We start from the raw sequence: 12,854 nt of genomic DNA, 5'->3' as shown, positions 1-12,854 counted from the left end.
CGGACCGCCACGGGCGACGAAGAGGCCCCCGTACATCGTGTACGGGGGCCTCTCGCGTTGCCGGAGGTGCTACGGCGTTTTTCCGACAGCCCTACGACGGCCTGCGCGCCGACGTCACGCGGTACACGTCGTAGACGCCCTCCACGCCCCGTACGGCCTTCAGGACGTGCCCCAGGTGCTTCGGGTCGCCCATTTCGAAGGTGAACCGGGACGTGGCGACCCGGTCGCGGGAGGTCTGGACGGCCGCGGAGAGGATGTTGACGTGCTGGTCGGACAGGACGCGGGTGACGTCCGACAGGAGCCGGGAGCGGTCCAGGGCCTCGACCTGGATGGCGACCAGGAAGACCGAGGACTGGGTCGGCGCCCACTCGACGTCGAGGATGCGCTCGGGCTCGCGGGACAGTGACTCCACGTTGACGCAGTCACTGCGGTGAACCGATACTCCGCTACCCCGCGTGACGAAGCCGATGATCGGGTCGCCGGGGACGGGCGTACAGCAGCGGGCCAGCTTGACCCACACGTCGTCGACGCCCTTGACCACCACACCGGGGTCGTTGCTGCTGCGCCGCTTGCGGCCACGGGTACGGGACGGCGGGACCGCCTCGTCGATCTCCTCGGTGGCTGCCTCCTCGCCGCCGAGGGCCTGCACCAGTTTCTGCACGACGTTCTGCGCGGCCACATGGCCCTCGCCGATGGCCGCGTACAGCGAGGAGATGTCCGGGTAGCGCATCTCGTGCGCGAGCGTGACCAGCGAGTCGCCGGTGAGGATGCGCTGGATCGGCAGGTTCTGCTTGCGCATCGCCCGGGCGATGGCGTCCTTGCCCTGTTCGATCGCCTCGTCCCGGCGCTCCTTGGAGAACCAGGCGCGGATCTTGTTGCGGGCGCGCGGCGACTTGACGAAGCCCAGCCAGTCGCGGGAGGGGCCCGCGCCGGGCGCCTTGGAGGTGAAGACCTCCACCAGGTCCCCGTTGTCCAGGGTGGACTCGAGCGGGACGAGCCGGCCGTTGACCCGTGCTCCGATGGTCCGGTGGCCGACCTCCGTGTGGACCGCGTACGCGAAGTCCACCGGCGTGGCCCCGGCCGGCAGCGCTATGACGTCGCCCTTCGGCGTGAAGACGAAGACCTCGTTGCGGGACAGGTCGAAGCGCAGGGACTCCAGGAACTCTCCCGGGTCCTCGGTCTCCTTCTGCCAGTCGAGCAGCTGGCGCAGCCACGCCATGTCGTTGAGGTGGTCGTCCTTGGCGCCCTTGCCGGACGTCTTCGGCGCGTCTGTGCGGATCTTCGAGGCGCCGGCTACGGCCTCCTGCTTGTACTTCCAGTGCGCGGCGATGCCGTACTCGGCGCGGCGGTGCATGTCGAACGTGCGGATCTGGAGTTCGACGGGCTTGCCGTTGGGGCCGATGACCGTCGTGTGCAGCGACTGGTACATGTTGAACTTGGGCATCGCGATGTAGTCCTTGAACCGGCCGGGGACCGGGTTCCATCGCGCGTGCACGGTGCCGAGGGCCGCGTAGCAGTCGCGGACGGTGTCCACGAGGACGCGGATGCCCACCAGGTCGTAGATCTCCGCGAAGTCACGGCCGCGGACGATCATCTTCTGGTAGACGCTGTAGTAGTGCTTGGGGCGGCCGGTGACGGTCGCCTTGATACGGGCGGCGCGCAGGTCGGCCTGGACCTCGTCGGTCACTATGGCCAGGTACTCGTCACGCTTCGGCGCCCTCTCGGCCACCAGCCGGACGATCTCGTCATACATCTTGGGGTAGAGGATCGCGAAGGCGAGGTCCTCCAGTTCCCACTTGATGGTGTTCATGCCCAGGCGGTGGGCGAGCGGCGCGTAGATCTCCAGGGTTTCGCGCGCCTTCTTCTCCTGCTTCTCGCGCTTGAGGTAGCGCATGGTGCGCATGTTGTGCAGGCGGTCGGCGAGCTTGATGACGAGGACGCGCGGGTCCTTCGCCATCGCCACGACCATCTTGCGGACCGTCTCGGCCTGCGCGGCCTCACCGAACTTGACCTTGTCCAGCTTGGTGACGCCGTCGACGAGCAGGGCGACCTGGTCGCCGAAGTCACGGCGCAGGTCCTCCAGCCCGTACTCGGTGTCCTCGACGGTGTCGTGGAGCAGGCCCGCCATGAGGGTGGCCGGATCCATGCCCAGCTCGGCGAGGATCGTGGTCACCGCGAGGGGGTGGGTGATGTACGGGTCGCCGCTCTTGCGCTTCTGGCCGCGGTGCCAGCGCTCGGCGACCTGGTAGGCGCGCTCGATCTGACGCAGCGTCGCCGTCTCGATCTTGGGGTCGTTGCTGCGCATTATCCGCAGCAGCGGTTCCAGGACCGGGTTGTACGGGTTCGCGCGCTGCACGCCGAGCCGGGCCAGCCGGGCTCGGACACGGTTGGAGGATCCGGAGCGGGCGGGCTGGCCGGCGGACGGGCGGGTACCGGATGTGGCGCGCTCGGGCGCCGGGGGTCCCCCCGCTCGGGCGGAGTCGGTGGGGGACGGCTTGGGGCGCGTCTGCTCGGCCGGCTTGTCGACGGGCGCGGACTGGGCGTGCTCGACCGGCCCGCGGGTGTCGTTCGTCGCGTGCGGCGCGTTCGGCGCGGGCTTGGCCGCGGGTCCCGGGGCGGGCTCGGGCTTGGCGGCGGTCAGGTGCTGGGCCTCGTCTGGCAAGAGGACTCCTCGTGCGCGATCCGGGTCCCCCGGTCAGGCTCCGGAGAACCCATCGTAGCGATCCTGGGCTCCAGGGTCCCCTTCAGGCTGATGTGAGGGCCGTCTACCCAAGAAACACAAGAGGCGGACGCCGGATTCCTCCGGGTCCGCCTCCGCGGTGTACCTGGCGCGCGGCTGTCGTGCCGGTGATCAAATGGTGAGCAGCGACTCCAGCGGCGCACCGTCGAGGGCCGCCTCCAGCCTGGCCCGTCCGTCGAGGAAGCTGAGCTCCATCAGGACGGCGACGCCCGCGACCTGGGCACCCGCGCGGTGGATGAGCTTGATCGACGCCTCGGCGGTCCCGCCGGTGGCCAGCACGTCATCAACCACCAACACGCGATCGTCCCCGCAGAGGTCCTCCGCGTGCACCTCGATCTCGGCGGAGCCGTACTCCAGGTCGTACGCCTGGGCCAGGGTGGCTCCGGGGAGCTTGCCCGCCTTGCGTACGGGGATGAAGCCGAGGCCCGCCCGGACGGCGACCGGGGCACCGAGGATGAAGCCGCGGGCCTCCAGGCCGACGACCTTGGTGGCGCCGGTCCGTTCGGCGATCTCCGCGAACGCGTCGGTGAGCGCGGTGAACGCCCCCGGGTCCGCCAGGAGCGGGGTGATGTCCTTGAACATCACGCCCGGCTCCGGGTAGTCCGCCACGTCACGGATTCGGCTGAGCAGCAGTTCCTTGACGTCGGTCATCGGCGCTTCCCGGAGGGGCGACCGCGGCCGCGGTTGCGGGCGGCGGGCTGGTTGCGGGGCCCGACGACCGCGGGAGCGGCGTCCTCGGAGTCATCGGCGACGGGACGCGACGTCTCGATCTCCTCGTCGGTGGCGGCCTGGGCCCGCTTGGCCAGGACGCGCTTCCTGAGGGCCTTCATCTGCGGCTCGCGCTCCTTGAGGTCGGCGACGAGCGGGGTGGCGATGAAGATCGAGGAGTACGCACCGGCCGCGAGGCCGACGAACAGCGACAGCGAGATGTCGTTGAGCGTGCCCGCGCCGAGGACACCGCCGCCGATGAACAACAGGCCAGCCACCGGCAGCAGCGCGACCACCGTGGTGTTGATGGAGCGGACCAGGGTGCTGTTGATCGAGCGGTTGGCGACGTCGCTGTAGGTGAAGCGGGTCTGCTTGGTGAGGTCCTTCGTCTGCTCCTTGAGGCTGTCGAAGACGACGACCGTGTCGTAGAGCGAGTAACCGAGGATCGTCAGCAGACCGATGACCGTGCCGGGCGTGACCTCGAAGCCGACGAGGGCGTAGATGCCGACGGTGATGGTGATGTCGTGGATCAGGGCGACGAGCGCGGCGATGGCCATGCGCCACTCGAATGCGATCGCCAGGTAGATCACGACCAGGACCATGAAGATCCCCAGGCCCTGCCAGGCCTTGTTGGCGATCTGGTCGCCCCAACTGGGACCGACGAGGTCGGCGGCGATCTTCTCGGAGTCGACCTTGAAGTCGGCGGCGAGCTTGTCCTTGATCTCGTCGGACTGCTGGGTGTCCATGCCGGCGATCTGGATGCGCAGCGTGTCGTTGCCGAGCTTCTGCACGACGGCGTCATGGCCGGACGCGTCCCGCGCGTAGTCCTCCGCCTGGGCGACGGACACGCTGGTCTTCGGGGTGGTGAAGACGGCACCGCCCTGGAAGTCGATGCCCATGTTCAGGCCTCGCACCGTCAGGCCGAGGATGGCCGTGATGGTGATCAGGATCGAGATGCCGTACCAGAGCTTGCGGTGGCCGATGAAGTCGTAGCTGATCTCACCACGGTGCAGACGGGCGCCGATGCTGCCGAGTTTCGACACGCTCACGCCTCCTTGGTCTCGACGGGGCCGGCGGCGGGACCGGCGGGACGGCGGGTACGGCGCAGGGGCGGCTTGGCACCCAGGCTCTTCGGGTCGAGGCCGGACCACTTGTTGCCGTCCGCGAAGAACTTGCGGCGGGCCAGCAGCGTCATCAGCGGCTTGGTGAAGAAGAAGACCACGACGACGTCGAGGACGGTGGTCAGACCCAGCGTGAACGCGAAGCCCTGGACCTTGCCGACGGTGACGATGAACAGCACCGCGGCGGCGAGGAACGACACGAAGTCGGAGACCAGGATGGTGCGCCGGGCGCGCGGCCAGGCCCGCTCGACAGCGGGGCGCAGGGTGCGGCCCTCGCGGATCTCGTCCCGGATGCGTTCGAAGTACACGATGAACGAGTCGGCGGTGATACCGATGGCGACGATCGCACCGCAGACGGCCGGCAGGTTCAGCGCGAAGTTGATGGCCGGGCCGAGCAGCGACATGATCACGTAGGTCAGGGCCGCGGAGACGAGCAGCGAGGCGATCGCGATCATCGACAGGCCGCGGTAGTAGGCCACCAGGTAGATGACGACCAGCGCGAGGCCGATCGCGCCGGCGAGGAGACCGGCGTGCAGTTGCTCACCGCCGAGGGCCGCGGTCACCGTGGTCACACTCTGCTCCTTGAAGGAGAGCGGGAGCGCGCCGTACGACAGCATGTTGGCGAGGTTCTGGGCTTCTTCCTGCGTGAAGCTGCCGGAGATCTGGGCCTGACCGCCGGTGATGGCCGTCCTGACGGTCGGGCTGGAGACGACCTGACCGTCGAGGACGATGCCGAACTCGTTCTGCGGCGGGGCCGGGTTCTTCGCGAGCTGGCCGGTGACGTCGCCGAACTTCTTCGCGCCCTTGCCTGTGAAGGTCATGTTGACCTGCCAGCCGGCGGCCGTCTGGGTGTCGAAGACCGCCGAGGCCTTCTTCACCTCGGTGCCGTCGACGGCGGCCGGGCCGAGCACGTACTTGTACCAGACCTTGTCGACCTCACCGCAGGCCACGGTCGGGTCACCCGGCTTGGCGTTCTTGCCGGCGGTGGCGCGGACCGACTCCTTGGAGCAGTCCAGTGCGGCGTACTGCGCCTGGAGCTTGGCGGTGGCGTCGTTGCCGGCGCCGCCGCTCGCCGAGGCGGAGGGGCTGGGAGAGGCCTTGCCACTGGCCGATGCGGACGCCGACGGGGTGGAGTCGGCCTTCAGGGCGTCGGTGACGGAGCGGCCCTGTGAGGTGGCGGAGGCCGACGGGGAGGGCGATGCGGAGGAGGACGCCTTCTCCTTCGGCGAGGCGCTGGCGGAGGGGCTCGGAGACGCGCTGGACGAGCCGCTCGCGGAGGGGCTCGGCGAGGGGCTCGCCGCCGAACCGGTCGCCTCCTGGGCGAGGACCGGACGGAAGTACAGCTTCGCGGTGGTGCCGACCTGGTCCCGGGCTTCCTTGGAGTTGGTGCCCTTGGGGATGTTCACGATGATGTTGCGTTCGCCCTGGGTCTGCACCTCCGCCTCGGAGACGCCCAGGCCGTTGACACGGCGGTTCATGATCTCGACCGCGGTGTCCATGTTGGCCTTGTTGATCGCGGACCCCTGGTCGGCCTTCGCCTCCAGCGTGATGCTGGTACCACCGGCGAGGTCGATGCCGAGGCGCGGGGTCGTGTGCCCGGCGGCGAACATGCCTCCGGTGAGCGCCACGATGGCGATCAGGATCAGGGCCAGCGAGCGCCCTGGCTTGCTCTGGGCACTCGCACTCCGGCCCTTCTTGGGTGCTGCCACCTTCTCGTACTCCCTCTCGGGCCGCCCGGCGCCGAGTCAGCGCGGTGGCGGCCATGACATGGTGTCGGGATCCCGTGCGGGAGGCACGTCGTGGGGCGCGCCAGACCGGCCCGCGCGCCCCGGGACATGACTACTTCGCGTCGGAGTCGCCCTCGGTCTTCTTCGGCTCTTCGTCGGCCTTGGCCTCGGCGGGCGTCTCCTCGGCCTCGTCCTTCTTGCCGAGGTCGACGGACTTGTCGTCGGAGGCGGCGGCAGCTTCGTCGGCGGAGCCGTCGGTCTCGGTGAGGGAGGAGGCGTCGTCCGGGATGATGTCGGTGTCGGACTTCAGGTCGTGCTCGACGCCGTGGACGATGCGGTTGTACTCGTCGTCGGACAGCACGGCACCGATGGCGTTCTTGGCGAAGAGCAGTTCCACACCCGGGCCGGCGTCGACGAGGACCGTTTCCTCGTTGACCTCCTTCACCGTCGCGTAGATGCCCCCGATGGTGCGGACTCCGCTGCCTGGCTGCATCTGGTTGCGCATGTCGGCGGCCTGCTGCTGCTTCTTCTTCGCCGACCGAGTCATCAGGAACATGGCCCCGATGAGCACGATGAACGGGAGGAGGGTCACGAGACTCACGGGTCGGTACTTCCTTCACGTGACCGCGATGATGAGCGGCCTGGATGATTGGGGTGTGGGTGCCGCCGACAAAGGCGGCATCGGCGGAGTCTAAGCGAGTCCGCGTGCAAGGAACAACGCTCAGCATGGCACCCGGGTTCCTGACCCGGCCGATGTCGCCACCATTGTTCTGCCGGTGTCACGGCCACTGTACGGCCAGGTCCCGGGTCGGCGACGGGGACACCCTGCGGACTGTCAGGTTCCGAACAGGTCCTGCTGGCCGTTCCCCCCGGTGGCGGAGCGGGGCGGGGTCAGGCCGAGGTGCGCCCATGCGGCCGGGGTCGCGACCCGTCCGCGCGGAGTACGGGCGAGCAGGCCCTCCCGGACCAGGAAGGGCTCGGCGACCTCCTCGACGGTCTCTCGCTCCTCCCCCACCGCCACGGCCAGCGTCGACAGGCCGACCGGGCCGCCGCCGAAAAGCTTCAGCAGGGCCTCCAGGACGGCGCGGTCCAGCCGGTCGAGGCCTCGGGCGTCGACCTCGTAGACGGCGAGGGCGGCCCCCGAGATCTCGCGCGTGATGACGCCGTCGGCCTTGACCTGGGCGTAGTCGCGCACGCGGCGCAGCAGGCGGTTGGCGATCCGGGGCGTGCCGCGCGAGCGGCCGGCGATCTCGGCGGCGCCGTCGGTGTCGATCTCGACGTCGAGCAGGCTCGCCGAGCGGTGGATCACCCGCTGGAGCTCGGCGGGCTCGTAGAACTCCATGTGGGCGGTGAAGCCGAAGCGGTCGCGCAGCGGGGGCGGCAGCAGGCCCGCGCGCGTGGTGGCGCCGACCAGGGTGAAGGGCGGCAGCTCCAACGGGATGGCGGTGGCGCCGGGGCCCTTGCCGACGATGACGTCGACGCGGAAGTCCTCCATCGCCATGTAGAGCATCTCCTCGGCGGGCCGCGACATGCGGTGGATCTCGTCGAGGAAGAGGACCTCGCCCTCCTGGAGGGAGGAGAGGATCGCGGCGAGGTCGCCGGCGTGCTGGATGGCGGGGCCGGAGGTGATGCGGATGGGGGCGCCCATCTCGGCCGCGATGATCATCGACAGGGTGGTCTTGCCGAGCCCCGGGGCGCCGGAGAGCAGCACGTGGTCGGCGGTGGCGCCGCGCGCGCGTGCGGCGCGCAGAACGAGGTCGAGCTGTTCGCGGACCTTCTCCTGGCCGATGAACTCGTCCAGGTCCTTGGGGCGCAGGGCGGCCTCGACGGCCTGGTCCTCGCCGTCGGCAGACGCACCGACCAGCCGCTCGGGAGCGGGGGTGTCGGTCGTGTCGTCCCAGTTCATTGCGTATGCCTCGGGGGTCGTGGGGTCAGCGGGCGCGGTTCAGGGTCTGCAGGGCAGCCTTCAGCAACTGCCCGACCTGGGGCGTGCCCCCGGCGGCCTCGGCCTGCGGGGCCACGGCGGTCACGGCCTCGTCGGCCTCGCGGGTCGCGTACCCCAGGCCGATCAGGGCGGCGTGCAGCTGGTCGCGCCAGCCCTGGGTGACCGGGGCGCCGATCGCGGGGGCGCCGATGGGCTCGCCCAGGCGGTCCTTCAGCTCCAGGAGCAGCTTCTGGGCGCCCTTCTTGCCGATGCCGGGGACGGCGATCAGCGCCTTCTCGTCAGCGGTGGACACGGCCCGGCGCAACGCGTCCGGCGAGTGCACCGCGAGCATCGCCTGGGCCAGACGGGGGCCGACGCCGCTCGCGGTCTGGAGCAGCTCGAAGGTCTGCCGCTCGTCGTCGTCGGCGAAGCCGTACAGGGTCAGCGAGTCCTCGCGGACGACCAGGGAGGTGGCCAGCTTGGTCTGCTGTCCCATGCGCAGCCCGGAGAGGGTGTTGGGAGTGCACTGGACCGCGAAACCGATCCCACCCACCTCGACCACCGCGGAGTCGGGGGCGAGGGCGGCGACCGGGCCGCTGACGAAGGCGATCATGCCGTACGGCCTTTCGATGGGAGCGTTGCTCTGGTGGCGTGCAGGGCGACGGCCTGCTGGAGGCGATTCTGCGCGGGGGCGCGCCAGATGTGGCAGATGGCGAGCGCGAGGGCGTCGGCGGCGTCGGCGGGCTTCGGCGGCGCGTCGAGCCGCAGCAGCCGGGTGACCATGGCGCCCACCTGTGCCTTGTCGGCGCGGCCGCTGCCGGTGACGGCGGCCTTGACCTCGCTGGGCGTGTGCAGGGCGACGGGAATGCCGCGGCGGGCGGCGCAGAGCATGGCGACGGCGCTGGCCTGGGCGGTGCCCATGACCGTACGGACGTTGTGCTGGCTGAACACGCGCTCCACTGCGACGACTTCGGGCCGGTGTTCGTCCAGCCACCGCTCGATGCCCTGTTCGACGACGACGAGGCGCTGCCCCAACTCGGCGTCCGCGGGGGTGCGGACGACACCGACGCCGAGCATGGTGAGCGGCCGCCCCGCGACCCCCTCGACGACACCGACACCGCATCGCGTCAGGCCGGGGTCCACCCCGAGTACCCGCACCGCGCCCCTCCCTCTCGCTCGCCTGTTTGTGCAGGCTATCGGGTGCCACTGACAACGGATGCCACTGACGACGGCTGACATGGCGACGGGCCGACGGGTGTGTCCCGTCGGCCCGTTCGAAGTGTGAGCGTCGGCTCAGGCGTCGACCTTCGCCATGACCTCGTCGCTGACGTCGAAGTTGGCGAAGACGTTCTGGACGTCGTCGCTGTCCTCGAGGGCGTCGATCAGCTTGAAGATCTTCTTGGCGCCCTCCTCGTCCAGCTCGACCTGCATGGTCGGGACGAAGTTGGCCTCGGCGGAGTCGTAGTCGATCCCGGCGTCCTGCAGGGCGGTGCGGACCGCGACGAGGTCGGTGGCCTCGCTGAGCACCTCGAAGGACTCACCGAGGTCGTTGACCTCCTCGGCACCCGCGTCCAGGACGGCGGCGAGGACGTCGTCCTCGGTCAGCTCGCCCTTGGGGACGATGACGACGCCCTTGCGGTTGAAGAGGTACGACACCGAGCCCGGGTCCGCCATGGAGCCGCCGTTGCGGGTCATGGCGACGCGGACCTCGGAGGCGGCGCGGTTGCGGTTGTCGGTGAGGCACTCGATGAGCACCGCGACGCCGTTCGGCCCGTAACCCTCGTACATGATCGTCTCGTAGTCGGCACCGCCGGCCTCGAGACCCCCGCCGCGCTTGACCGCGGAGTCGATGTTCTTGTTCGGGACCGACTGCTTCTTCGCCTTCTGGATGGCGTCGTACAGAGTCGGGTTGCCCTCGATGTCGACACCGCCCATGCGGGCCGCGACCTCGATGTTCTTGATCAGCTTCGCGAAGAGCTTGCCGCGCTTGGCATCGATGACGGCCTTCTTGTGCTTCGTCGTGGCCCATTTAGAGTGGCCGGACATCTGCCTGTCTCCTTCGCGTAACCCATCTCAATACCGAACCCCAGCGATCCTACAAGGAGTCCGGCGTCCGGTTGGCGCGCACCATGTCGACGAACAGGGAGTGCACGCGGTGGTCGCCGGTCAGTTCCGGGTGGAACGACGTGGCCAGCGCGTTGCCCTGGCGGACCGCGACGATGTGGCCGTCGTGTTCGGCGAGCACTTCGGCCCTGGCACCGACGGACTCGACCCAGGGGGCGCGGATGAAGACGCCCTCCACGGGGGCGCCGTCGACGCCTCGGACGTCGACCGCCGCCTCGAAGGACTCGTTCTGCCGGCCGAAGGCGTTGCGCCGCACGATCATGTCGATGCCGCCGACGGTCTCCTGGCCCGAGCGCGGGTCGAGGATCTTGTCGGCCAGCATGATCATGCCGGCGCAGGTTCCGTAGACGGGCATGCCGTCTCGCACGCGCGCGCGAAGGGGCTCCATCACGCCGAAGAGGACGGCCAGCTTGGAGATGGTCGTGGACTCGCCGCCGGGGATGACGAGGCCGTCGACCTCGGCGAGTTCTTCGGGGCGCCGCACCGGCCTGGCCACGGCATCGGCCGCGGCCAGGGCGACGAGGTGCTCCCGTACGTCGCCCTGGAGGGCCAGGACGCCGATGACAGGGGCTTCAGTCATGTTTCCGACGCGCCTTACCAGCCGCGGTTGGCGTAGCGCTCGGTCTCGGGCAGGGTGTCGCAGTTGATGCCGACCATGGCCTCGCCCAGGTTGCGGGAGGCGTCCGCGATGATCTTCGGGTCGTCGTAGAAGGTGGTCGCCTTCACGATGGCGGCGGCGCGCTTGGCCGGGTCGCCGGACTTGAAGATGCCGGAGCCGACGAAGACGCCCTCGGCCCCGAGCTGACGCATCAGCGCGGCGTCGGCCGGGGTGGCCACACCGCCGGCGGAGAACAGCACCACCGGGAGCTTGCCGAGCTCGGCGACCTCCCTGACCAGCTCGTACGGGGCGCGCAGCTCCTTGGCGGCGGCGTACAGCTCGTTGTTGTCGAAGCCGCGCAGCTTGGCGATCTCGTTCTTGATCTGGCGCAGGTGACGGACCGCCTCGACGACGTTGCCGGTGCCGGCCTCGCCCTTGGAGCGGATCATCGCGGCGCCCTCGGCGATGCGGCGCAGGGCTTCGCCCAGGTTGGTGGCACCACAGACGAACGGGGTGGTGAACGCCCACTTGTCGGAGTGGTTGACCTCGTCGGCCGGGGTGAGGACCTCGGACTCGTCGATGTAGTCGACGCCGAGCGACTGCAGGACCTGGGCCTCCACGAAGTGGCCGATACGCGACTTGGCCATGACGGGGATGGAGACGGCCTCGATGATCCCCTCGATCATGTCCGGGTCGGACATGCGGGCGACGCCGCCGTCCTTGCGGATGTCGGCGGGGACCCGCTCCAGGGCCATGACGGCGACGGCGCCCGCGTCCTCGGCGATCTTGGCCTGCTCCGGCGTGACGACGTCCATGATCACGCCGCCCTTGAGCTGCTCGGCCATGCCGCGCTTCACGCGCGCGGTGCCGGTCTCGGGGGTCTGGTTGTCGGAGAGCGTGCTGGACACGGGTTGACCTCGCTCGGTGGAAGGGGGTTGCTGCAAGCACCGAGGAAACGTGAGGGCCACAGGCCACAGCAAGGGCCAATGGTGAGCCGGTGGATCGTTTTCGGCCCCGGGCGCGTGGGCCGTCCCCCGGGAAAGTCCTACGCGGCGCGCTCCGCCAGGGCCGTCGGCGGCTCGTCGTCCATCTCGAAGGCCAGCGGGAACGGGGCGTGTCCGGCCAGCCGGAACCAGCGCACCTTGCGGTGCTCCCGCAGCCTGCGGGCCGCGCCCACCGCGTCGTTGTGGAAGCGCCGGGCCATCGGGACCCGCCGTACGGCCTCCGCCAGCTCGCGGGCCGCTGCCTCGCCGCCGGGTGCCTCGCGTACGGCCTCCACCTGCTGCGGATCCGCGAACACGGCCCGCAGCGCCTGGCTCAGTTCACTCTCGGCCACCTCCCGCTGTTCCTCCTCCGCCTGCCGGGCGGCGTGCGCGGCCTCGTACAGCACGATCGAGGCGGCCGGGTCGAGCACGCCCGAGGTGGCCAGTTCCTGGACCACGGAGGCCCGGCGCAGCAGCTGCGCGTCGAGCGCGGCACGGGCGGCGTCGATCCGGGCGTGCAGGCGGTCCAGGCGCCCCGCGGTCCAGCTGAGGTACAGGCCGATCGCGGCGAGGACGACGAGGATCCAGATGAGGGTTGCGGTCACGGGCGGCAAGGCTACCGGGGCGCTCCGCTTGGGGTGCCGTGGGTTGTGCGGGGCGTTTCTGCCGGGTCTGCTGGGGGCTGCCGCCCTCCGACCCCTGCTTCGGCTCGAACGGCCTCGTCCTCAAACGCCGGACGGGCTGGGATTGCCCGGACCGGCCTCGAAAGGCCCGGGACCAGCTGGGGATACTCGGACGGGCTCCGAAGGCCCTCGGTCCAGCTCGGATCACCGATACCGACCTCAAAAGCCCCCAGGCCCAGCCGGCATTACCGACACCGACTGCAAAAGCCGCCTAACCGGCTGGGGTTGCCTTGACCAGCCTCAAAG

Annotated in this window: 12 protein-coding genes; all 12 read right to left on the bottom strand. The window is 70.0% G+C overall.

From position 1 onward, the window contains the following. Positions 1-91 precede the first annotated feature (91 nt). Positions 92-2,662 carry a RelA/SpoT family protein gene (locus IG99_RS06660; RefSeq protein ID WP_037670758.1) on the bottom strand — a complete coding sequence of 857 codons (2,571 nt, stop codon included), beginning with the start codon at positions 2,660-2,662 and terminating at the stop codon, positions 92-94. Between the two features lie 189 nt (positions 2,663-2,851). Beyond that, a complete protein-coding gene (locus tag IG99_RS06655) occupies positions 2,852-3,391 on the bottom strand; it encodes an adenine phosphoribosyltransferase (protein WP_037670757.1) in 540 nt (179 codons plus the stop codon). After that, the gene (secF, locus tag IG99_RS06650) at positions 3,388-4,491 is read right to left on the bottom strand and encodes a protein translocase subunit SecF (protein WP_037670754.1); all 1,104 of its coding nucleotides are present in this window, start codon (positions 4,489-4,491) and stop codon (positions 3,388-3,390) included. Before secF ends, IG99_RS06655 begins: the two co-directional genes overlap by 4 nt. Before the next feature lie 2 nt (positions 4,492-4,493). After that, a complete protein-coding gene (gene secD, locus IG99_RS06645) occupies positions 4,494-6,278 on the bottom strand; it encodes a protein translocase subunit SecD (protein ID WP_199815461.1) in 1,785 nt (594 codons plus the stop codon). Between the two features lie 130 nt (positions 6,279-6,408). After that, the gene (gene yajC, locus IG99_RS06640; protein ID WP_037670752.1) at positions 6,409-6,897 is read right to left on the bottom strand and encodes a preprotein translocase subunit YajC; all 489 of its coding nucleotides are present in this window, start codon (positions 6,895-6,897) and stop codon (positions 6,409-6,411) included. 234 nt (positions 6,898-7,131) lie between these two features. Then, positions 7,132-8,202 carry a Holliday junction branch migration DNA helicase RuvB gene (gene ruvB, locus IG99_RS06635; protein ID WP_037670749.1) on the bottom strand — a complete coding sequence of 357 codons (1,071 nt, stop codon included), beginning with the start codon at positions 8,200-8,202 and terminating at the stop codon, positions 7,132-7,134. Positions 8,203-8,227: 25 nt separating this feature from the next. Further along, positions 8,228-8,833 carry a Holliday junction branch migration protein RuvA gene (ruvA, locus tag IG99_RS06630; protein WP_037670747.1) on the bottom strand — a complete coding sequence of 202 codons (606 nt, stop codon included), beginning with the start codon at positions 8,831-8,833 and terminating at the stop codon, positions 8,228-8,230. Further along, positions 8,830-9,378 carry a crossover junction endodeoxyribonuclease RuvC gene (gene ruvC, locus IG99_RS06625; RefSeq protein WP_037670745.1) on the bottom strand — a complete coding sequence of 183 codons (549 nt, stop codon included), beginning with the start codon at positions 9,376-9,378 and terminating at the stop codon, positions 8,830-8,832. Before ruvC ends, ruvA begins: the two co-directional genes overlap by 4 nt. A 135-nt stretch (positions 9,379-9,513) precedes the next feature. Then, the gene (locus IG99_RS06620) at positions 9,514-10,266 is read right to left on the bottom strand and encodes a YebC/PmpR family DNA-binding transcriptional regulator (protein ID WP_037670744.1); all 753 of its coding nucleotides are present in this window, start codon (positions 10,264-10,266) and stop codon (positions 9,514-9,516) included. A 49-nt stretch (positions 10,267-10,315) separates the two neighbouring features. Further along, positions 10,316-10,924, bottom strand: a complete 609-nt coding sequence (gene pdxT, locus IG99_RS06615) for a pyridoxal 5'-phosphate synthase glutaminase subunit PdxT (protein WP_037670741.1) — start codon at positions 10,922-10,924, stop codon at positions 10,316-10,318. 14 nt (positions 10,925-10,938) lie between these two features. Continuing rightward, positions 10,939-11,787 (bottom strand): pyridoxal 5'-phosphate synthase lyase subunit PdxS, encoded by an 849-nt coding sequence (pdxS, locus tag IG99_RS06610; RefSeq protein ID WP_234311763.1) that lies wholly within the window; start codon positions 11,785-11,787, stop codon positions 10,939-10,941. Positions 11,788-11,987: 200 nt separating this feature from the next. Beyond that, positions 11,988-12,530, bottom strand: a complete 543-nt coding sequence (locus IG99_RS06605; protein ID WP_037670738.1) for a LemA family protein — start codon at positions 12,528-12,530, stop codon at positions 11,988-11,990. Positions 12,531-12,854: the final 324 nt, after the last annotated feature.

It is taken from the genome of Streptomyces griseus subsp. griseus (genome assembly GCF_000720255.1).
GTDB lineage: Bacteria > Actinomycetota > Actinomycetes > Streptomycetales > Streptomycetaceae > Streptomyces > Streptomyces griseus_I.
The sequence above is the reverse complement of the archived record's forward strand: the minus strand, read 5'-3'. Positions and strand labels throughout refer to the sequence as shown.

What these genes read in the sequence shown, in the direction of transcription:
- IG99_RS06655 (WP_037670757.1), bottom strand. Translation starts at nt 3,391, where the DNA reads ATGACCGACGTCAAGGAACTGCTGCTCAGCCGAATCCGTGACGTGGCG.
- ruvB (WP_037670749.1), bottom strand. Translation starts at nt 8,202, where the DNA reads ATGAACTGGGACGACACGACCGACACCCCCGCTCCCGAGCGGCTGGTC.
- ruvA (WP_037670747.1), bottom strand. Translation starts at nt 8,833, where the DNA reads ATGATCGCCTTCGTCAGCGGCCCGGTCGCCGCCCTCGCCCCCGACTCC.
- IG99_RS06620 (WP_037670744.1), bottom strand. Translation starts at nt 10,266, where the DNA reads ATGTCCGGCCACTCTAAATGGGCCACGACGAAGCACAAGAAGGCCGTC.
- pdxT (WP_037670741.1), bottom strand. Translation starts at nt 10,924, where the DNA reads ATGACTGAAGCCCCTGTCATCGGCGTCCTGGCCCTCCAGGGCGACGTA.
- pdxS (WP_234311763.1), bottom strand. Translation starts at nt 11,787, where the DNA reads ATGGCCGAGCAGCTCAAGGGCGGCGTGATCATGGACGTCGTCACGCCG.